At 70.9% G+C, this 19806-nt stretch carries 18 protein-coding genes; 6 read left to right on the top strand and 12 right to left on the bottom strand.

The window, feature by feature from the left end:
• Positions 1-60: 60 nt before the first annotated feature.
• Both K3769_RS11595 and K3769_RS11590 read left to right on the top strand, forming a co-directional pair.
• A complete protein-coding gene (locus K3769_RS11595; RefSeq protein ID WP_267026358.1) occupies positions 61-834 on the top strand; it encodes an IclR family transcriptional regulator in 774 nt (257 codons plus the stop codon).
• Positions 831-1787: an SMP-30/gluconolactonase/LRE family protein gene (locus K3769_RS11590; protein WP_267026357.1), complete on the top strand. Its 957-nt coding sequence runs from the start codon at positions 831-833 to the stop codon at positions 1785-1787. The genes K3769_RS11595 and K3769_RS11590 overlap by 4 nt, the downstream gene beginning before the upstream one ends.
• A 108-nt stretch (positions 1788-1895) precedes the next feature.
• Here K3769_RS11590 and K3769_RS11585 read toward each other — a convergent pair whose 3' ends face one another.
• Positions 1896-2591: a GntR family transcriptional regulator gene (locus tag K3769_RS11585; protein ID WP_267026356.1), complete on the bottom strand. Its 696-nt coding sequence runs from the start codon at positions 2589-2591 to the stop codon at positions 1896-1898.
• Positions 2592-2752: 161 nt separating this feature from the next.
• Between K3769_RS11585 and K3769_RS11580 the strand changes: the two genes are divergently transcribed.
• Both K3769_RS11580 and K3769_RS11575 read left to right on the top strand, forming a co-directional pair.
• Positions 2753-3286 (top strand): YbhB/YbcL family Raf kinase inhibitor-like protein, encoded by a 534-nt coding sequence (locus K3769_RS11580; RefSeq protein ID WP_267026355.1) that lies wholly within the window; start codon positions 2753-2755, stop codon positions 3284-3286.
• Positions 3287-3321: 35 nt separating this feature from the next.
• Entirely contained in the window at positions 3322-4197 is an 876-nt protein-coding gene (locus tag K3769_RS11575; protein WP_267026354.1) for an SCO6745 family protein, read from the top strand.
• A gap of 475 nt (positions 4198-4672) precedes the next feature.
• On the opposite strand, the gene K3769_RS11570 is transcribed toward K3769_RS11575, so the two are convergent.
• Together K3769_RS11570 and K3769_RS11565 are read right to left on the bottom strand one after the other, a co-directional pair.
• Complete coding sequence (locus K3769_RS11570) at positions 4673-6217, bottom strand: helix-turn-helix domain-containing protein (RefSeq protein WP_267026353.1); 1545 nt, start codon at positions 6215-6217, stop codon at positions 4673-4675.
• A gap of 61 nt (positions 6218-6278) precedes the next feature.
• Positions 6279-7184 carry a LysR family transcriptional regulator gene (locus tag K3769_RS11565; protein ID WP_267026352.1) on the bottom strand — a complete coding sequence of 302 codons (906 nt, stop codon included), beginning with the start codon at positions 7182-7184 and terminating at the stop codon, positions 6279-6281.
• A 150-nt stretch (positions 7185-7334) separates the two neighbouring features.
• On the opposite strand from K3769_RS11565, the gene K3769_RS11560 reads away from it, so the two are divergent.
• Positions 7335-7526, top strand: a complete 192-nt coding sequence (locus K3769_RS11560) for a hypothetical protein (RefSeq protein WP_267026351.1) — start codon at positions 7335-7337, stop codon at positions 7524-7526.
• 15 nt (positions 7527-7541) lie between these two features.
• Here the strand turns inward: K3769_RS11560 and K3769_RS11555 are convergent, their stop codons facing one another.
• From K3769_RS11555 to K3769_RS11520, 8 genes are all read right to left on the bottom strand, one after another.
• Positions 7542-9188 carry a pyridoxal phosphate-dependent aminotransferase gene (locus K3769_RS11555; RefSeq protein ID WP_267026350.1) on the bottom strand — a complete coding sequence of 549 codons (1647 nt, stop codon included), beginning with the start codon at positions 9186-9188 and terminating at the stop codon, positions 7542-7544.
• 152 nt (positions 9189-9340) lie between these two features.
• Entirely contained in the window at positions 9341-10411 is a 1071-nt protein-coding gene (locus tag K3769_RS11550; RefSeq protein ID WP_372514915.1) for an aldose epimerase family protein, read from the bottom strand.
• Between the two features lie 103 nt (positions 10412-10514).
• Positions 10515-11762 (bottom strand): multiple monosaccharide ABC transporter permease, encoded by a 1248-nt coding sequence (mmsB, locus tag K3769_RS11545; RefSeq protein ID WP_267026349.1) that lies wholly within the window; start codon positions 11760-11762, stop codon positions 10515-10517.
• 5 nt (positions 11763-11767) lie between these two features.
• Complete coding sequence (gene mmsA, locus K3769_RS11540; RefSeq protein WP_267026348.1) at positions 11768-13309, bottom strand: multiple monosaccharide ABC transporter ATP-binding protein; 1542 nt, start codon at positions 13307-13309, stop codon at positions 11768-11770.
• 35 nt (positions 13310-13344) lie between these two features.
• Entirely contained in the window at positions 13345-14457 is a 1113-nt protein-coding gene (chvE, locus tag K3769_RS11535) for a multiple monosaccharide ABC transporter substrate-binding protein (RefSeq protein WP_267026347.1), read from the bottom strand.
• Between the two features lie 135 nt (positions 14458-14592).
• Positions 14593-15561: a hypothetical protein gene (locus K3769_RS11530; protein WP_267026346.1), complete on the bottom strand. Its 969-nt coding sequence runs from the start codon at positions 15559-15561 to the stop codon at positions 14593-14595.
• A gap of 151 nt (positions 15562-15712) precedes the next feature.
• On the bottom strand, positions 15713-16726 hold the full coding sequence (locus tag K3769_RS11525) for a zinc-dependent alcohol dehydrogenase (RefSeq protein ID WP_267026345.1): 1014 nt from the start codon (positions 16724-16726) through the stop codon (positions 15713-15715).
• A gap of 151 nt (positions 16727-16877) precedes the next feature.
• Positions 16878-18038, bottom strand: coding sequence for a mandelate racemase/muconate lactonizing enzyme family protein (locus K3769_RS11520; protein WP_267026344.1), 1161 nt, complete (start codon positions 18036-18038; stop codon positions 16878-16880).
• Positions 18039-18315: 277 nt separating this feature from the next.
• On the opposite strand from K3769_RS11520, the gene K3769_RS11515 reads away from it, so the two are divergent.
• Positions 18316-19071 (top strand): SCO2400 family protein, encoded by a 756-nt coding sequence (locus tag K3769_RS11515; RefSeq protein ID WP_435369364.1) that lies wholly within the window; start codon positions 18316-18318, stop codon positions 19069-19071.
• 197 nt (positions 19072-19268) lie between these two features.
• On the opposite strand, the gene K3769_RS11510 is transcribed toward K3769_RS11515, so the two are convergent.
• Positions 19269-19718, bottom strand: a complete 450-nt coding sequence (locus tag K3769_RS11510) for a MarR family winged helix-turn-helix transcriptional regulator (protein WP_267026342.1) — start codon at positions 19716-19718, stop codon at positions 19269-19271.
• Positions 19719-19806 lie beyond the last annotated feature (88 nt).

Here is a 19806-nt window from a genome sequence, read left to right as displayed (position 1 = left end):
GCCTGTGTTCGCTATGCCGATCGGCTGTTGAAATTTCGAACATAAGGGAGGGGGCCAGTTGTGGGACGCCTCGTACCTGCCGTAACCAGGGCTCTCGACATACTTGAGCTCTTCCTCGACGGGGACGGCACGCTCTCCGCCCCCGACATCGTGCGCCGGCTGCAGTTGCCGCGCACCACGGTGCACGAACTGGTGACGACACTCGCCGCACGTTCGTACATCACGCCCGTACCGGGTCAGCCCGGACGCTACCGGCTCGGCGTGCGGCCGTACCAGCTCGGCAGCCGCTACTCCGAGCAGCTGGACCTGGCCGCCGAGGGGCAGCAGGTCGCCCGGTCCGTCGCGGAGACCTGCGACGAGACCGTGCACGTGGCGATCCTGGAGGGTACGGACGTCATCTACATCGCCAAGGTCGACTCCACGCACGCCGTGCGCATGGTGTCCGCCGCCGGCCGCCGCCTCCCCGCGCACTGCACCTCCGTGGGCAAGATGCTGCTCGCCTCGCTGTCCGAGCCCGAGCTGACCTCGCGGATCCCCGACGACGCCGACCTGATCCGGATGACGCCGAACAGCATCACCGACCCGGGTGCCCTGCGCGAGGCCCTCGTCGAGATCCGCGCGCGCGGCATCGCGGTGGAGAGCCGGGAGTCGAACCCCGACGTCAGCTGCATCGCGGCGCCGGTGCGCGACCGTACGGGCCAGGTCGTGGCGGCGCTGTCCATCTCCGTGCCGATGATCCGCTGGAGCGAGGACCGCAAGGCCGAGCTGGAGGGGCTGGCCGCGAAGGGCGCGGCCGAGCTGTCGGAGCGACTCGGACACCGGGGCGTCGCGTGAGGCGCCGGACGGCGCGTACGCACGCGTACGAGGTGGCGGTCCGGGCGGAGGCGGCCCTCGGGGAAGGCCCCACCTGGGACGCCGACGCCGGTCGGCTGATCTGGATCGACATCCTCGGGTCCCGGGTGTTCACGTACGACCCGGTCTCCGGCCGGCGCACGGTACTGGCCACCGAGCAGCACGTGGGGGCCGCCAAGCCCCGGGTGGGCGGCGGTCTGGTCGTCAACCTCCGCGACGGAATCGGCCTGTACGGGCCGGACTCCGTCACGGACGCGGCGGGGAGCCCCGCCGGAACCTCCGCCGCCGACCCCGCCGGAGATCCTGCCGGGGGCCGCCCTGCCGGGGGCCCGCAGGAATTCCGGTGGCTGCGTCGAGAGATCGTGCCCGGCCGGCGTGCCAACGACGCGGCGGTCGCGCCCGACGGCGCCCTGTGGGCGGGCACCATGCGCTACGACGAGGCAGCGGGCGGCGGCACGCTCTCCCGGGTCGCCCCGGACGGCTCGGCCGAGATCGTCCTGGACGACGTGACGGTGAGCAACGGCACGGGCTGGAGCCCCGACGGCCGCCTCATGTACTACATCGACACCCCGACCCGACGGGTCGACGTCTTCGACTTCGACGGGCAACGGGCCACCGGCAGGCGCCAGTTGGTCGCCATCGAGGAGGGCGACGGCTACCCCGACGGGCTCACCGTCGACGCCGAGGGCTGCGTCTGGGTCGCCTTCTGGGACGGCGGCGCCATCCGCCGCTACACCCCGTCCGGCGCGCTGGACCGCGTCGTGGAACTCCCCGTACCGCGCCCCACGGCCTGCGCGTTCGGCGGCGCCGGCCTGACCGACCTGTACATCACGACAGCCCGTACGGGCCTGGAGGCACCGCACCCGCTCGCGGGCTCGCTGCTGGTCGTCCCCGGCGCGGGACAGGGCCTGCCCCAACCGGCCTTCGCCGGCTGACAGTTCACGGCTGCCGGCTGCCGGCTACCGAGAGCCGGCCGGCCGACCGGCCAGTCGGCCGGCTGGCCGGCCGGCCGTCGGCGCGCCCCGCCCGATCCCGGGCGGGGCTCAGCCCGCCCGACCTGAACCGTCGGTCAGCGCGGCGGCCGTCATGGTGAGGTGCTCGACCAGGACCGCCGCCGCGGTGTCGGCGTCGCGGGCCAGTGCCGCCTCCTCCAGCCTGCGGTGCTCCTTCGCGCCGTCCCGTCCCGGAGTGCGGTGCGCCGACCAGCGGCGGGCCAGCTCGCTCGCGGTCCACAGCCGGTCGAAGGTCTCCAGCAGCGTGGGGTTGCCGCACCCCTCCAGCAGCGTGCGGTGGAAGGCCCGGTGGGCCTCGGCCCAGGCGGCGGTGTAGTACTCGCCCTCCTCCGGCGCGAACGCCGGGGTGCGCGCCAGCCGATGGTGGGCCGCCCGCACACGGGCCTCCCAGTCGAGGTCGCCGCGCTCCACGGACATGCGCAGCACGACCGGTTCGATGGTCCTGCGCGCCTCCGCGATCTCCTGCCAGCGGCGGTCCGAGAAGGACGGGACCGCGAATCCGCGGTTCGGCAGCCGGTCGGCCAGCCCCTCCCCGACCAGCCGCACCAGCGCTTCCCGCGTGACGGCCAGGCTCACTCCCTCCGCCTTGGCGAGATCCTGCGGCTTGAGGGCGTCCCCCGGGGCGAAGTCCCCCCGCATGACCGCGTCCCGCAGCCGCTCGTAGATCTGCTCGGAGAGCATCTGCTTCCCGGTGGGGGCGGGAGGACGGGGCGGTGTGTCAGTCATGGCTCCAGCATAGACGATTTCACAGATAATCGATTATCGGTGTTACTGTCGATTCTGACGCGGATCGCACCGCCATCGCACCGCCATCTCGCGCCGCGTGCCGCCTCCTGGCGCACAGTCACAGCCAACAACCCCTCGCACAGCCCCGAAAGGACCCTCACGTGACCGTCAACGACCCCTTCGCCCGCCTCCCCGAGGTCCCCTCCTTCACCGTCACCAGCACCACCGTCGCCGACGGAGCCGCCTGGCCGCCCGAGCAGCACGCCACCGGCCTGCCCGGCGGGAAGGACGTCTCCCCGCAGCTGTCCTGGAGCGGCGCCCCGGCGGGCACCCGGAGCTACGCCGTCACCGTGTACGACCCCGACGCCCCCACCGGCTCCGGGTTCTGGCACTGGGCGGTGGCCGACATCCCCGCCACGGTCACCCAACTGCCCGAGGGGGCAGGCGACGACACGGGCTCGGGTCTGCCCGAGGGGGCGTACCAGCTGCCCAACGACGCCCGGGCGGCCCGCTACATAGGCGCCGCCCCGCCGGCCGGTCACGGCCCGCACCGCTACTTCGTCGTGGTGCACGCCCTGGACACCGCCGCCATCGGCGTCCCGGCCGACGCCACCCCGGCCGTCCTCGGCTTCACCATGGCCGGTCACATCCTCGGCCGCGCGGTCCTGACCGCCACCGCAGAGACCACCGCCTGATGGCGCCGCCCCACCTCCCAGGAGAGGTGCCCGTGATGGGCCTCGACACCGTCCGCGAAGTCGGCCGAGCCGTCAGTGCGGCGCATCTGTTCACCTACCTCGTCCCCGAAGGGGCCCAGGAGGCGGCCGAGTTCGGCGTGACCGACCGCGGGCCGGTGTACCTGGCGTTCCGGTCGGCCGCGATGGGCGCGGTCCCGTGGCAGGTCACGCTCGCGGCCTTCTACAACTTCAGTCCCCGGGCGGTCCGGGCCATGGACGGCGTGTGGGACGCCGCGTCGCCCGCGCGGTGGCAGGCCGCCCGCTTCCGGGCCGTCGGCCGGGCGATGCGGCGGGTGGGTGTACGTATGCCGGCCGACCGGCTCGCCGAGGCGCGCTCGCTGATCGACCCGGTCGTGGCCGCCGCCGACCACGCGGGCAAACCGCTCGCCGCCGCGAACGCGTCGGTCGCGCTGCCCGCCGATCCGCTCGTCGCGCTGTGGCAGCAGATCACGGTGGTACGCGAGTGGCGCGGCGACGCCCACCTCGTCGTGCTCGCGGACAACGGCGTCGGGCCGTGCGACTGCCTGGTGCTGCACACCGCGGCGGGCGGCCCGCCGGCAGCTCTCGTGCGCACGACCCGTCGGTGGAACGACGAGGAGTGGGCCGCGGCGACGGCTCGTCTCGTGGCCCGCGGCTGGCTCGACTCCCGGGCCACGGACACGGACGCCGACGTCCCCCTCGCCCGCACCCTCGGCCTCACCGACGCCGGCGCCGCGGCCCGCGAGCGGATCGAGGCGGAGACGGACGCGCACTGCGCCGCGCTGTGGGCGCCGATCGGCGACGCGGGCGCCCGCCGCCTCGCCGCACTCCTCGCACCCATCACCGACGCCTTCACCGCGGCGGGGACGTTCCAGGCGGTCCGCCCGGCTTGACCCCGCGCCCTCGGCGGTCATGATCCGCCCCACCTGTGCGCCGTCCTCATCCCGTGCCCGGGCAATCCTCAGTTCGGGCACCTGGCGTCCCGTCCGTCCCCTCCGTCTCTGGCAGGCGCTTTCCGGAGGGACCTGGCGACACGAACGGGACGGACACGGACACGATGCGCACGCTGGTACTGCTCGCCCTGGCGGGCCTGGGCGCCCGGTTGGTGTACGACAGCCTCGGTATGGCTGTGGGCCGCGGCGCTGACCTACTCGATCCGCGCCCACCGCAGGGAGAGGGCGAGGGAGGCGGAGAGTCCCCGGCCCGCACCGGTCCGCGCCTGGAGGGGTGCGGGGAACTGCCTGACCGGCCCCACCGGGCCCGCGCTGCCCAGGTGAAGCCGGCTCCGCAACACGCCAGTGCCCCGCGTGGGAACGCGACCGCGGCGAATGACCTCCCCCGTGGGCCATTCGCCGCGCACTGTGCACGTTATGAGGCGACGTCCGCCGACGACCACCGTGCACGCCGCGCAGATCCGGCCGGTGGGTGTGCACGCTGTCCACCCGTCGCGCGCAGAGCGTGCACGAGGTCGTGGACGCCCGAGCCGGTGGTCAGCAGATCGCGGTTGAGGAGGCGTTCGGCGGCGCGCAGATGGGCGCGGACCGTGTTGCGGCTCAGGCCCACCCGCGCGGCCGTCCGCTGGGCGTCGGTGTTGGCGTCGATCCAGGCCTCCACGGTGAGACACAGATCGCGGTGCCGGGCGTCGCGCAACGGGTGCAGGAAGATCTCCGCCCACGTGGTGGCGGGGGAGGCGCGCAGGAGTTCCCCGAGCCGGGGCGCGACCAGCTGGACCGCGTCGGTCTGGGCGGGGTCGGCGGGGTCGGGCTGGAGCGCCGTGAGGGAGAGGGCCAGGTCGAGCGTGGCCCGGGTGCGGACGTCGCCGAGGTCGACGCCCAGCGCCTCCTCCGCCCGGCGGCAGTGGGCCGTGACGGTGGTGCGGCTGAGGTGCAGCAGACGGGCCACACCGGACCGGGAGAACGTCACGGCCAGCCGGACGACGTCCACCGTGGGCTTGGGAAGGGCCTGCAACGGCTCCAGGTAGGCGCGCGCCCAGGCGAGGGCCGCCCGGCGGGGCAGCACGTGCACCAGCGAGGGCCGGCCCCGGTAGGCGGCCAGCCGGCCGGGGGAGTTGCGGGCGACGGCCAGGGCGTGCACGGCCTCTCCGTAGGCCTCGCCCGTGGCGGCGAGCGGATGCGGCCTGCTGACGCCCAGCGCGTACCCCTCGTTCTCCGCGACGAGCCGCCGCAGCACCTCGCCCTGCCTGAACCGGCCGCCCAGCTCCGGGTCCTCGGCCATGGGGCAGATCAACTGCTCCTTGAAAACAGGGCAGTTCACCATCAAGCCCGGGCCGTGATAGCCCGACGGGTCCAGATACGTCCGGGTCAGCCGGTCGCGGTCGTCGGGCGGGCAGTGCAGGATGTGGACCCGTACGCGCTCCGCGTTCAGCAGCGGCGGTACGTCGCCCGTGGTCATCCGCCGTGCCATGGTGACGTCCCCGGCCAGCAGCGCGGTCAGCACCGCGAACCGCAACTGCGCCGCCTTCGCCTCGTACCCCCGCGTGCCGCCGTCGGCGTCCGACGCCCTGCTCAGCAGCTCGACGATGCCGCCGGCCTGCGAGGCCAGCGCGGCGGCCTCCCGCGGCAGCGGCGACGCGCTGACCGTCACCAGCACCGGGCGCGGCTCGCGTCCGCCGAAGGCCTCCAGGCGTACCTCACGCCCGGCGACGCGGGTGGTGGCCGCGGCCAGCCGTCCGCCGGCCAGCCGTTCCACCTGTTCCGTCAGCGCGTCCGCGATCCGCCGGGGGAAGCCGTCCGTGGCCGCCTCGACCGTGCCCTCGCGGCCGATCCACGCGACGTGCGCCCCGGTCCGGCGGCCGAGCCAGTCCAGCACCTCCGCCGGGGTGCCCCGGCGCCGCACGAGCCGCAGCAGTTCGTCGACGTCCTCCCCGTGTCCCGCCACCTCCACCGCGCTCACGCACCTTCCCTGCCCCGCCCGCCACGGTCCGACAGAGCCTAATGCGCCCCCTCTGTGACGGTCACGCCACCGCTGTGGGCGCCAGTTCCCGGAGTTCGGCCAGGGCCGCCGCGACAGCGGGGCGCTCGTGGCCCCCGGCGCGGGTGCAGGTGAGCAGTTTGCGGTGCGGGTCGCCCGTGCAGCGGACGCGGGTGATGGGCAGGTGGGGGGTCAGATGGGCGAGCCGCGGGATGAGCGCGACCCCGAGGCCGTGCGCGACGAGGTGGGCCGTCACGTTCCAGTCCCAGGCCTGGTGGACGATGTCGGGGGTGAATCCGGCCGCACCGCACGCGGACAGCACCTGTGTGCGGCAGGGGTTCTCCTCGGACGGCGCGATCCATTCCTCGCGGGCGGCCTCCGCGAGGTCCGTCAGCCCGCGTCCCGCCAGCCGGTGCGTGTCGGGTACGACCAGGTCGAACGGGTCGTCCAGCAGCGGCTGCTGGTCGAACCGGGCGTCGCTGATCGGGGGGTTGCGCGGGGTCGCCTCGACGACCGCGAGATCGGCCCCGCCCTCGAAGAGCAGGTTGAAGCTCTCGGGTACGACCGCCTCCTGGATTCGGACGGAGAGGCGGGGGTGGCGGTCGCGCAGCCGGGCCGCCATCGGGGCGATCAGCACCGAGACGGCGATCGGGAAGCCGGTGACCCGCAGCAGTCCGGCGGGATCGTCGTGGTCCGACCGCAGGTCCAGCTCCGCCTGGTCCCAGCGGGCCTGGATCGCGTCGGCGTGCGTGATCAGACTGCGCGCGGCGGGGGTCAGCCGTACGCCGCGGCCCTGCGGTTCCAGCAGGACGACGCCCAGTTCACGGGCGAGCTGGCGGACCTGCTGGGAGGCGGCCGAGGTCGTCAGGTGCAGGGCTCGGGCGGCGGCGGTGACGGTGCCGTAGTGCTCGACGGCCCGCAGGACATGGAGCCGGCGCAGGTCAATCATGAAGCCCAGGCTTAAGGGTCACGTCCGGAAAGTCAACCTGGACGTGCACGGTCGTCGGGTCGCACCCTGGAGGTGCCCTTGAGGGGCGAGGGAACTGCGCGAGCAGCCCCTCGCACCCGCACTCGGTCCCACGGCGTGAGGAGGCCCCGGATGAACGGCGCACAGGGTGAGGCGTGCCCCCACTGCGGGTGGCCGGACGGTGCCGAGCCGTTCCAGGTGGTGTCCCGGCACGGTACGGCGGCCGGCCACACGGTCTGGACCCGGTGCGCCTGCGGCTCGCTCCAGGTGCGGGTCGTGGACGCGTGCGGCATGCGCGTGCTCAGCCGTGGCGGGCGGGGGTGAAGGGGGCGTTCGCCGTCAGCCGACCCGGTTGACCCCGCCGGCCGCGGGCCACCCCGCTCCGTTGGACGCACCCGGTGTGTTCGGCCAGCCGCCGGGCTGCTGCTGGGGTACCGGCTGAGGCTGCGGCATCGCCTCGGGCTGCTGGGGGAACCCCTGCTGCGGGAAGCCCTGTTGCGGGAACCCCTGCGGCTGACCCGGGGCGGCGACCGCGGTCAGCCCCCCGGGCATCCCCGTGGTGCCCCGCGTCTGCGCCGCCGTCAACGGCTGAGGCTGCCCGACCATCCCGTTCGCCGCGGCGACCAGCGGCTGGGGCTGCGGGGGCTGCTGCGGCAACCGCGCCGGCTGCTGGGGCTGTTGCGGCAGTTGCGCGGGCTGTTGCGGCTGTTGCGGGATCTGCGGTGGCTGGGGCTGCTGCACCATCCCGTTCGCCGCGCCCGCCAGCCCCGGATAGCCCTGCCCGTTGGTCGAGCCGACGAGCCGGTCGACCGCCGCCGTACCCGAGCTGTAACCGGCCCCCTGGTTCAGTTCGGACACGGCGGCTCCCCGCCTGGTGCTGGTCCCGTAGAGCACCGACTCCAGGCCGACCACCAGCCGCCGTACGTCCTCCTGCGGGCGTACCACGAGCCGTACGAAGCGGCTCGACGAGCCGATCTTGTTGCCGCACTCGCGGACCAGGATCCGGTGCTCGGTGAGCAGCCGGTCGCGGACCACGGTGCCCTCGGCGCCCACGGGCAGGCGTACGAAGAGGAAGTTGCCCTGCGAGGGGTAGACGGTGAGGCCGGGCAGCATGGAGAGCTGACGCGCCATGTCGAGCCGGTCCCGGCGCACCATGTGCAGGCTCTCCGCGTACTCGGCCCCGTAGTCCTTGAGCATGAAGACCACGGTCTCCGCGAAGGCGTTCAGGTTCCACTTCGGCAGCATCGAGCGGATGCGGCCCGCCAGGCCCGGGTTGGCCACCATGTAGCCGAACCGCACGCCGTGCAGACCGAAGTTCTTGCCGAGGCTGCGCAGCACGATGACGTTGGGGCGCATCACCGCCTCCTCGACGATGCTCGGCTCGTTCTCCGCGTCGGCGAACTCCAGGAACGACTCGTCGATGACGATCAGGTCGAGGTCGGCGAGCGCGTCGCAGAAGGCCAGGATCGTCTGCTTGGGCAGGAAGCCGCCGTCGGGGTTGTTCGGGTTGCAGATGACGGCCGCCCGGGTGCCCCGGGAGCGGATGAACTGGATGTACTGCGCCGGGTCGAGCGCGAAGCCGTTGCTCTCCTGGAGCGGGAACATGTCGACGCGCTTGCCGGTCTCCAGCGGCTGGTCGGTCCAGCGGCCGAAGGTGGGGACGGGGATGGCGAGCGACTCACGGACCAGCAAGTGGTCGATCCAGGTGATGAGTTCGGTTGAGCCGTTGCCCATCGCCACGCACTGCGGGGGAAGTTGCAGCAGATTGCACAGCTCGGCGGTGATGGTGTCGGCGCTGCTCGGGTAGTACGTGATGATGTCGCGCAGCCGGTTGGTCAGCTCGTCCATCATCCGGGGCGAGGGAAAGTACGGATTGCACGGGATGCAGAAGTCCACCGGACCCGCCTCCCCGCTCTCGCGTGCCAGCGCGGCCATCGAGGGGCTGTGCGCGCCGGTGCGGAACAGCGAGGTGACATTGTCGGCCATGGACCCTCCGTCCTTGAGGGGCGGCCCGAGCGGGTACGCGGGCGGCGGCCCGAGCGGGGATACCCGGGCCGCTCCTAAGTACGTGCGCCTGTGTGTCCCTGTTCAACGACTGTGAACCGATGTGGAAATTGTGAACCACCTGTGGAGAGTGGTCACATGTTGAACGAATGGACCGTCGTCGAGCGGTACGTCCCACCCGGCCTGAGCACGGTCGAGGGGAACTCGGGACGGTTCGGCGAGTCGGGAAAGTGCTGGGTCTCCAGACACACCGCGTCGCCCTGCCGGTAGGCCCGCCCGCCGGTTCCGACGAGTGTGCCGTCCAGGAAGTTACCGGTGTAGAGCTGCACCCCGGGCTCGGTCGTCGCGATCCTCAGGGTGCGCCCGGAGACCGGCTCCCGCAGGTGGGCGATGTGCTCGGGCCGCTCCGTCAGGCCCTTGTCCAGGACCATGTTGTGGTCGATGCCCCGGGCATACAGCAGTTGTGGGTCGTCGCGCCGCAGGTCCGCCCCGAGCGTCTTGGGCGTACGGAAGTCGAAGGGGGTGCCCGCGACCTCGGCGAGCTCGCCGGTGGGGACGAGGCCGGCGTCCACCGGTGTGTAGCGGGACGCGGCGACCAGCAGCACATGGTCGTGGACGGAGCCGCCGTCCTCGCCGGCCAGGTTCCAGTACACGTGGTTGGTGAGGTTGACGACCGTGGCCCGGTCGGTGGTCGCCTCGTAGTCGACGCGCCAGTCGCCGCGGGCGGTGAGGGTGTAGGTGACCCGCACGGTGAGCGTGCCGGGGTAGCCCATCTCGCCGTCGGGGCTGGTGCGCCGCAGGACCAGGCCCACGTCGCCGCCGGAGGCGAACCCCGTCACGTCCCAGACCCGCCGGTCGAATCCCTCGGGCCCGCCGTGCAGGTTGTGGCCGCCGTCGTTGACGGGCAGCTCGTGGTCCTCGCCGTCGAGGCTGAACCGGCCCTTGGCGATGCGGTTGCCGTACCGGCCGATGATCGCGCCGAAGTACGGGCTGGACGTCTCGTACGCCTCGACGGTGTCGAAGCCGAGCGAGACGTTGGTGTGTCCGCCGCGGCCGTCGGGGAGTTCCAGGGACTGGACGATGCCGCCGTACGACAGGACTTTCAGCCGGGTGCCGCCGTTCTCCAGCGACCAGCGGTGGACCTCCGTGCCGTCGGCGAGTTCGCCGAAGGGTTCCTTCACCAGTTCTTCCACCCGTTCGTTCACCGGTTCCTGTCTTCCCGAGACGTCGAGACGCCAAGTGGTTCCTGACGCGCACAAAGCAAAATGGGGCCCCGTGGACCGTAGTCCACGGGGCCCCACCGGCACGTTACGAGCCGACCTTGCGCTTGTTCCAGACGTCGAAGCCGACCGCCGCGAGCAGCACCAGGCCCTTGATGACCTGCTGCCAGTCGCTGCCGACGCCGACGAGGTTCATGCCGTTGTTGAGCACACCGAGGACGACACCGCCGATGATCGCGCCGAGGACCGTGCCCACGCCACCGCTCATCGACGCGCCGCCGATGAACGAGGCCGCGATCGCCTCCAGCTCGAAGTTCACACCGGCCTTCGGCGAGGCCGCGTTGAAGCGGGCCGCGAAGACCAGACCGGCCAGCGCCGCGAGCATGCCCATGTTGAGGAAGACCAGGAAGGTGACCTTCTTGTCCCGCACACCGGACAGCTTCGCCGCGGGCAGGTTGCCGCCGATGGCGTAGATGTGGCGGCCGATGACGGCGTTGCGCATCACATAGCCGAAGCCGACGACGAGGACGCCGAGGATGATCAGCACGACCGGGGCGCCCTTGTAGCTGGCGAGCATCATCGTCACCGTGAGGACCGCGGCGGACAGGGCCACGATCTTCAGCAGGAACAGCTTGAAGGGCGGCACGTCGAGCGCGAACTCCTGCTGCCGCCTGCGGTCACGGAACTCCTGCAGCACGATGAAAGCGATCACGGCGAAGCCGAGCAGCAGCGTGAGGTTGTGGTAGTTGGTGTCCGGGCCGACCTCGGGCAGGAAGCCGTTGGAGACCTTCTGCAGACCCTCGGGGAACGGGCCGAGCGTCTGGCCCTCCAGGAAGATCTCGGTGAGGCCGCGGAAGGTCAGCATGCCCGCGAGGGTGACGATGAACGAGGGTATGCCCAGATACGCGATGAAGAAGCCTTGCGCGGCTCCCGCGGCGGCGCCCAGGAGCAGGCACAGCACCACGGCGATCGGCCAGTCGACGTCGTGCTTGACCATCAGTACGGCCGCCACCGCGCCCACGAAGGCGGTGAGCGAGCCGACCGACAGGTCGATGTGGCCCGCGATGATGACGAGCATCATGCCGATCGCGAGGATCAGGATGTAGCTGTTCTGCAGCACCAGGTTGGAGACGTTGCGCGGCAGCAGCAGGTCGCCGTCCGTCCACACCGCGAACAGCACCACGATCAGGCCCAGCGCGATCAGCATGCCGTACTGCCGCATGTTGCGGCGCATGCCGTCCATCATCAGCTGCAGGAGGCCGTCGCCGCCGCCTGTCGAGCCGCCCTTGCCGGCGGGGGCCGGCGCGGGGGACTTGGCGGTCACATTCGTGCTCATCGGTGTTACCTCTTGTCCTTCGTCATCTGGCGCATCAGCACTTCCTGCGTGGCCTCGGCCCGCTGGACCTCACCGGTCAGCCGTCCGGCGGACATGGTGTAGATGCGGTCGCACATGCCGAGCAGTTCGGGCAGCTCGGAGGAGATGAAGACGACCGCCTTGCCCTCGGCGGCCAGTTTGTCGATGACCGTGTAGATCTCGAACTTGGCGCCCACGTCGATACCGCGGGTCGGCTCGTCCAGGATCAGCACATCGGGACCCGCGAAGATCCACTTGCTGAGGACGACCTTCTGCTGGTTGCCGCCCGACAGCTTGCCCACCGGTTCGAAGACGGTCGGCGCCTTGATGTTCATCGACTTGCGGAAGCCCTCGGAGACCTGCCGCTCCTGGTGCTCGTCGACCACACCGCCCTTGGCGACCTTGCCCAGCGCGCTGAGCGAGATGTTCCGGTTGATGGTGTCGATGAGGTTCAGACCGAAGTGCTTGCGGTCCTCGGTCACGTACGCGATGCCGTGCTTGACCGCGTCGGACACCGTCTTCGTACGGATCTCCTTGCCGTCCTTGAAGACGGTGCCGCCCGCGTACCGGCCGTAGGTGCGCCCGAAGACGCTCATCGCCAGCTCGGTGCGCCCGGCGCCCATCAGCCCGGCGATACCGACGATCTCCCCGCGGCGCACCTGGATCGACACGTCGTCGACGACCTTGCGCTGCTGGTCGATCGGGTGGTGCACGGTCCAGTTGCGGATCTCCAGGGCCGGCGCCGCGCCCACCTCGGGTTCGTGCGGGGTGCGCTCGGGGAAGCGGTGGTCGAGGTCGCGTCCGACCATGCCGCTGATGATCCGGTCCTCGGTGGTCTCCGCGGCCTTCACGTCGAGGGTCTCGATGGACCGCCCGTCGCGCAGGATGGTCACCGAGTCCGCGACCGTCTCGATCTCGTTGAGCTTGTGCGAGATGATGATCGAGGTGATGCCCTGGTCCTTGAGGCCCAGGATGAGCTCCAGGAGCTTGCCGCTGTCCTCGTCGTTCAGAGCCGCCGTCGGCTCGTCGAGGATCAGCAGCTTCACCTTCTTCGACAGCGCCTTCGCGATCTCGACGAGCTGCTGCTTGCCCACACCGATGTCGGCGACACGGGTGTCGGGGTGCTCGTCGAGCCCGACCCGCCGCAGCAGTTCGGTCGCGTGCCTCAGCGTCTCGGTCCAGCTGATGAACCCGCGCGTGGCGTGCTCGTTGCCGAGAAAGATGTTCTCCGCGATGGAGAGGTAGGGCACCAGGGCGAGCTCCTGGTGGATGATCACAATGCCGTGCTGCTCGCTCGCCCTGATGTCCTTGAACCTGCAGGACTCACCCTCGAAGAGGATGTCGCCCTCGTAGGTCCCGTGCGGGTGGACGCCGGAGAGGACCTTCATGAGGGTCGACTTCCCGGCGCCGTTCTCCCCGCAGATGGCGTGGACCTCGCCCGGCCGGACGCTCAGGGAGACGTCCGACAGCGCCTTGACGCCGGGAAAGGTCTTGACGATCGAGCGCATTTCCAGGACGGGTCCCGCCATGGTCGTGCCTTCCAATCCCTAGAGAACGGCGGTTGTTACTTGAGGTCGCTTTCCTTGATGTAGCCCGAGTCGACGACAACTTCCTTGTAGTTGGACTTGTCGACGTTGACCGGGTCCAGCAGGTACGCGGGAACGACCTTCGCGCCGTTGTCGTACGTCTTCGTGTCGTTCGTCTCGGGCTTCTTGTCCTGCAGCACGGAGTCGACCATGTTGGCGGCGACCTCGGCGAGCTTGCGGGTGTCCTTGTAGACCGTCTGCGTCTGCTGGTCGGCGATGATCGACTTGACCGAGGCGACCTCGGCGTCCTGGCCCGTGACGATCGGCAGCGGCTTGCTCTTGGAGCCGTAGTCGTCCGACTTCAGCGCGGACAGGATGCCGATGGAGATGCCGTCGTAGGGCGAGAGCACCGCGTCGACCTTGGCGCTCTTGTACGCCGAGGTGAGCAGGTCGTCCATGCGCTTCTGGGCGGTGCCGCCGTCCCAGCGCAGGGTGGTCACCTGGTTGAGCTTCGTCTGGCCCGACTTGATGACGATCTGCTTCTTGTCGATGTACGGCTGCAGGGCGTTCATCGCGCCCTTGAAGAAGTACTGGGTGTTGTTGTCGTCGTTCGAGCCGGCGAAGAGCTCGACGTTGAACGGGCCCTTCTTGGAGCCGTCCTTGAGGCCGAGCTTGTCGACGATGTAGCCGCCCTGGAGCTCGCCGACCTTCTCGTTGTCGAACGACGCGTAGTAGTCGACGTTCGGCGAGTTGAGGATCAGGCGGTCGTAGGAGATGACCGGGATGTCGGCTTCCTTGGCCTGCTGCAGCACGTTGTCGAGCGACTTGTTGTCGATCGCCGCGATGATCAGCGCCTTGACGCCCTGCGTGATCATGTTTTCGATCTGCGAGACCTGGGTGTCCGGGTCGTCCTCGCCGTAGGCCAGCTTGGTCTTGTAGCCGGCCGCCTTGAGGTTCTTCTCCACGTTGGCGCCGTCGGCGATCCAGCGCTCGGACGACTTGGTCGGCATGGCGATGCCGACGGTGCCCCCCTTCGCGTCTCCCTTGTCGCTCTCACTGCCGCCGTCACTGTCCTGCCCGCAGGCGGAGAGGGTGAGGGCGAGTGAGGCTGCCGCGGCTATGGCGGTGAGGGCTGCCTTGCGATTGCGCATGATCATCTTCCTTGATGCTCTGACGGAGGCTCGGTCTTCAGTTGTTGAAAGGATGGAGCTCGGAACGACCGAGAGGAGGTGTGTGGGATTGTGTTCGGCCGCGTCGTCTTTTGTGAAGGGGGTGTAGTCGGAACGTTATGAGGGAATGTCGAAACGTCGGAGCGTCCCCGGCAGCCGCGAGCCGAGCGGCGCCATGTCGCCGTCCGCCCCGTGCCGCGCCAGCAGGTCCAGGGCCAGCCGGCCGCGCCGCACCCTCTCCCGTGCCGTGGACAGCGTCAGATCCCTCATGTGGTGGCCGTACGGGTAGATCCCGGGAGCCTTGGACAGGCCGAACTTGAGATACAGCGGTGCGCCGCGCCGGATCAGCTCGGCGACCTCGTACATGCGCACGTAGCCGCCGAGATCGTCGGGAGCCTCGATGTACATGTCCATGGGGGCGGCGCTGACCCTGCGGATCTCGGTCAGGTGGTCCAGCGTGAGATCGCTGGGCACGTTGATCGAGTCCCCGCCGAGCTGCTCGTACACGGCGTACGCGGCCGGGTTGACCGGACCGATGAGCGCCGAGACCTTGAGCGTGGTGTCGGCCGGGATGAGCCCGGCGACACGGGCCCTGTGCAGAGTCCACAGCACGCCCTCGTCAGCCACGAGGAGGCACTTTACGCCCAACTCCGTTGCGCGTACGGCGTCTTCCAGACAGCCCGCCACCGCATCGTGCCCACGGGCTCTGGTACCGCCGCCCCGCGAGTCCGTACGCGTCGAGCCGCCGATGTCCCAGGTGCCGCGCGGACCGGTGAAGAGGCACAGCTCGATGTCACGCTCGGCGGTGGCGTCGACCATCTCGGTGATCTCGGCGTCGGTCAGCATCCATATGCCGCTGCCCTGGCTGATCCGGTGGATCGGCACGTCGAGCCGCGAGGACTCCTTGAGGACCACGGCCAGCGCCTCGGGCCCCTCGCACGAGGGGATCTCGGTACGCCACTTGCCGCCGCCCGGGAAGGAGTGCGGCGAGGCGTCGGCGGGGGACAGGGCGGGAGCGCCGAGGCCGAGCGCGGCGAGCGCCTGCTCACCGGGTCGACGGGCCGCTCTGGGAGAAGCGTCGGTCACTGGCTTTCCTTAGCTCTGGCAAAGTATGCGTGGGCTCTGGCGAGGTACGCGTTCGATATGTCGGACATGGTTCGTATCGGTGGAGGTACGCCGGTGCGGAGCGTCAGGTCTCCGCACCGGCGTACGGATCGGGGTCGGCCGGAGCCGGTCCTCAGGGGCGCAGGAGCACCTTGCCCACCTTCGGATCGCCGGACCCCACCAGCTCGATGGCGTGGGCGAACTCGTCCAACGGAAGTTCGTGCGTCACCAGCGGCAGCGGATCGAGGAGGCCCGCACCGAAGACCCGTACCGTGTGCGCCCAGGCCTGGGGCGGCGCACCGAACACGGTGTGCACCTCCAGCTGCCGCACGACCAGGTCCGTGGGGTCCAGGCCCTCGGCGCCCGCCGCCGGGATGCCGGTGAGCACCAGCCGGCCGCCGCGTCTGAGCAGCGAGGCGGCGGTGGTCGCGGCAGTCGCGGAACCGGCGGTCTCGATCACCACGTCGAAGTCGGCGGGCAGCTCCTGGTCCCGGGTGCGGAAGTCACTGGCGCCGAACGTGCGCGACAGCTCCTCGCGGTCCGGGCGGGTGCCCACCACCAGCAGCTCCGAGGGCGAACCCGCCTTCAGGAACTGCACGGCGAACATGCCGAGCGTGCCGGTGCCGACGACCGCCACCCGCTCGCCGGGCCGCGCGTTCGCCTTCAGCGCCGCCGCCGCGATGCAGGCCGCGGGCTCCAGGAGCGCCGCCGCCGTCAGGTCGGCGTCGTCGGCGAGGACGTGCAGCAGGCGGGCGGGCAGCGTGAGCGTGGTGGCCATGGCGCCGGGCCGGGTGAAGCCCGTCTCCTCGTAGCCGGCCGTGCACAACGTCGTCTCGCCCTCGTGGCAGCGGTCGCAGACCTGGCAGTTGCGGAAACCCTCGCCCACCACCTTGCGGCCCACCAGGCTCCCGGGCACCCCGCTGCCGACCGCCTCGACCGTCCCCGACCACTCGTGGCCCGGCGTCAGCGGATAGCGGACGTACCCCTCGGGGCGGTTGCCCTGGTACACCTCGCGGTCACTGCCGCAGATCCCGCTCGCGTGGACCCGTACCAGGGCCTCACCGGCGGCGGGCGCGGCGGGCTCGTGGGGGACCAGCCGGAGCTCGCCCGGCCCCTCGATGACGACGGCCTGGGATGCGGCGCTCATGACGGCTCCGTGGCGGTGGGGCGGGTCGGGGTCCCGAGGGGGAGGTGTCCCCTTCGGTCCGCCGCGGCGCGCGACCACAGCGGCCTTGACGGCGTCCGGCGGCGGTGCACAGCCTGCCACAGACCCCGGTACAACTCGGTGCCGGGCGGCGTCACTTGCCCGTGCCCTTCGGCTTGCGCTGCTCCCAGCCGTCCGCCCACAGGTCGAAGCGCGCCTGCTGCTGCGGGAACTCCGCCGCCGCGTCCGTGTCCAGCTCGACGCCCAGACCCGGCTCGTGCGACAGCTCGAAGTAGCCGTCCACGACCTGCGGGGCCCCCTTCACGATCTTCTTGATGTCCGCGTCCGCGAAGTCGTTGAAGTGTTCGAGGATCTTGAAGTTCGGGGAGGAGAAGCCGACCTGGAGGGAGGCGGCGGTGAGGACCGGACCTCCGACGTTGTGGGGCGCCACGAGGACGTAGTGGGCCTCGGCGGTCGCCGCGAGCTTGCGGGTCTCCCAGATGCCGCCGAGGTGGCCGACGTCCGGCTGGATGATGTCCACGGCCTGGCTCTCGAACAGCTCACGGAACTCGATGCGGTCGTGAATGCGCTCACCGGTCGCGACCGGGATGTCGACCTTCGCCGCCACCTTCTCCAGCGCCTTCAGGTTCTCCGGCGGGACCGGCTCCTCCAGCCACGCGGGCTTGAAGGGCGCGAGCTCGTGGGCGAGCCGGACGGCCGTGGCGGGCGAGAAGCGGCCGTGCATCTCCAGCATCAGCTCGGTGTCCGGGCCGATCGCGTCCCGGACCGCCTCGATCAGCGAGACCGAGTAGAGGGACTGCGCGTGGTCCAGCTCGTAGTGGCCGGTCCCGAAGGGGTCGATCTTCAGCGCCTTGTACCCGCGCTCGACGACCGCCTTGGCCGCCTTGTGGTACGCCTCCGGAGTGCGCTCCGTGGTGTACCAGCCGTTCGCGTACGCCTTCACGCGGTCGGTGACCTTGCCGCCGAGCAGCTGCCACACGGGCACGCCCAGGGCCTTGCCCTTGATGTCCCAGCACGCCATCTCGATCACGGCGATACCGGACATGACGATCTCGCCGGCGCGCCCGTAGTCGCCGTACTTCATACGGCGGACGAGGTCTTCGACGGCGAAGGGGTCGGAACCGAGGATGTGATTGGTCTGCGCCTCCCGCAGGTAGCCGATCAGCGCGTCGGTGTGCCCCAGCATGCGGGTCTCACCGACCCCGGTGATGCCCTCGTCGGTGTGCACCTGGACATAGGTCAGGTTGCGCCATGGCGTCCCGACCACGTGTGTGCTGATTCCGGTGATGCGCACGGAGAATGCCCCTTGTCGTGCTCTGCGGCTGCTTTTACGAATCTGTTTCGACTGTTCGAGATTTCGTCACATGTTCGAAATGCTGGCCAGACAGTAAGGATTGGGCGGTGGACGTGTCAATGGGTCGAACGAAGAACGGTTTCGCCGAGATGGCGAAGGAAGGCGGGGAATGGTCGGGCCTGTCCTCAACTGGCACACCGGAACGGGTAGTTCAGCACAGAACTTTCACAGCTGCGCCTGGGAACGTGACCTGAGCGGAGTTTAGTCTTCCGGCGTCATGGACTACTGCCTCCCGTGCCAACGGCACCTCAATGGCGCCCTCGCTTGCCCGGGGTGCGGTACATCGGCCGAAGCGTGCCGGGAGTACGCGGCCTCCCAGGACGACCAGGAGGGCGCCGAGGGGCGTGACGCCCCGCCGGACGAGGGTGACGACGGCGAGTCGGAGGGCGGCGCGGGGCGCCGGTCCCGGCGCGGGCGCGGCGGGAGCCGGGGGGTGCGTGCGAACCGGCGGGACCGGAAGGCCGCGCTGCACCGGCGGCGGCGTAAGCGGGTGCTCCTGGTGGCGGCGGGGCTGCTGCTCGCGGCCGGCGGGCTGAGCCTTGCCGAGCTGGGTATCGAGGCACCGTCCTCGGAGCCGAAGGCGTCGGCCGCGGACGAGGCGTCCGCCAGGGCCTCGGCCGCCGCGGAGGGGTCGGCGGCGTCCGGGGGAGGCGGGTCCGGAGGGCCGGGGGCCTCACCCTCCGCCTCGGAGTCGAAGAAGTCCGACAAGGGCAAGGGCAAGGACAAGGACAAGAAGGACAAGGACGGCACGTCCGAGAAGGACGGGGACGGGGAGGGCGACGAGGGGACCGAATCGGCCGGCCCTGCGTCGTCGTCGGCGGCCGGCCCGACGTCCTCCGCGCCCGCCTCCGGTCCGTCCGACCCGGGGGCGTCGGATCCGGGGACGCCCGACCCCGGGCCCACGACGGGCGACCCGGACCCGGACCCGACCCCGACGGAGCCGTGCGACCGCTTCTTGTGGTGGTGCACGTAACCGCCGGCCGCGGGCCGCTGGCCGCGAGGGTGGGGGACATGGTCTTCGGTTCGGCCGACGACCAGGTGCGGGCCGACCAGGGCTGGCCGCGCAGTTCCCCGCGCCCCTAGGAGGGGCTGCGCCCCATCAGGGGCGCGGGGAACGGCGCAATCTTTTGTCTTTGAGGGGTGCCCCGCAAAAAGTGCGGGCAGACCCGCTCAGTCCGCCGACGTGCCCGGCTCCAGCATCCGCAGCAGCAGCCCCCGCAGAGACACCCGCTCCTCCCGCGACAGCCCCGCCAACGGCTCCCGCGCGAACCGCAGAGACAACCGCAGGCTCCGCGCCACCGCCCGCCCCTCCTCCGTCACCGCGGCCAGCTTGACCCGGCGGTCGGACGGATCCGGCCGCCGCTCCGCGAGGCCCCGCGCCTCGAGCCGGTCCACGATCCCGGTCACGTTCGACGGCTCGCACTTGAGCTTCTGCGCCAGCCGCCGCATCGGCAGCGGCTCCAGCGACAGCAGGCTCAGCAGCCGCGCCTGCGCCCCCGTCAGCGCGTGCTCGGCCGCCGCCTCCTCGTACTCCTCGTGGTAGCGGGCCACGACCGTGCCGATGAGGTCGACGACCTCGAAGGTCAGTGGGTCGAACGAGGGAGTCTTCTGTGCGGCCATGCCCGACAGGCTACCCGGTTACTTGACATCATGAAATATTCAGGAGCATGGTTGTTTCACATACTGAAGCATTCTCATGTGTGGAACC

Source organism: Streptomyces ortus (assembly GCF_026341275.1).
GTDB classification, from domain to species: domain Bacteria; phylum Actinomycetota; class Actinomycetes; order Streptomycetales; family Streptomycetaceae; genus Streptomyces; species Streptomyces ortus.
Note: the sequence above shows the minus strand (reverse complement) of the source record. Positions and strands in the feature narration are given on the sequence as shown.

What these genes read in the sequence shown, in the direction of transcription:
- K3769_RS11585 (WP_267026356.1), bottom strand. Translation starts at nt 2,591, where the DNA reads ATGACTGACACACCGCCCCGTCCTCCCGCCCCCACCGGGAAGCAGATG.
- K3769_RS11575 (WP_267026354.1), top strand. Translation starts at nt 3,322, where the DNA reads ATGGGCCTCGACACCGTCCGCGAAGTCGGCCGAGCCGTCAGTGCGGCG.
- K3769_RS11565 (WP_267026352.1), bottom strand. Translation starts at nt 7,184, where the DNA reads ATGATTGACCTGCGCCGGCTCCATGTCCTGCGGGCCGTCGAGCACTAC.
- K3769_RS11560 (WP_267026351.1), top strand. Translation starts at nt 7,335, where the DNA reads ATGAACGGCGCACAGGGTGAGGCGTGCCCCCACTGCGGGTGGCCGGAC.
- K3769_RS11555 (WP_267026350.1), bottom strand. Translation starts at nt 9,188, where the DNA reads ATGGCCGACAATGTCACCTCGCTGTTCCGCACCGGCGCGCACAGCCCC.
- mmsB (WP_267026349.1), bottom strand. Translation starts at nt 11,762, where the DNA reads ATGAGCACGAATGTGACCGCCAAGTCCCCCGCGCCGGCCCCCGCCGGC.
- mmsA (WP_267026348.1), bottom strand. Translation starts at nt 13,309, where the DNA reads ATGGCGGGACCCGTCCTGGAAATGCGCTCGATCGTCAAGACCTTTCCC.
- chvE (WP_267026347.1), bottom strand. Translation starts at nt 14,457, where the DNA reads ATGCGCAATCGCAAGGCAGCCCTCACCGCCATAGCCGCGGCAGCCTCA.
- K3769_RS11525 (WP_267026345.1), bottom strand. Translation starts at nt 16,726, where the DNA reads ATGAGCGCCGCATCCCAGGCCGTCGTCATCGAGGGGCCGGGCGAGCTC.
- K3769_RS11515 (WP_435369364.1), top strand. Translation starts at nt 18,316, where the DNA reads ATGGACTACTGCCTCCCGTGCCAACGGCACCTCAATGGCGCCCTCGCT.
- K3769_RS11510 (WP_267026342.1), bottom strand. Translation starts at nt 19,718, where the DNA reads ATGGCCGCACAGAAGACTCCCTCGTTCGACCCACTGACCTTCGAGGTC.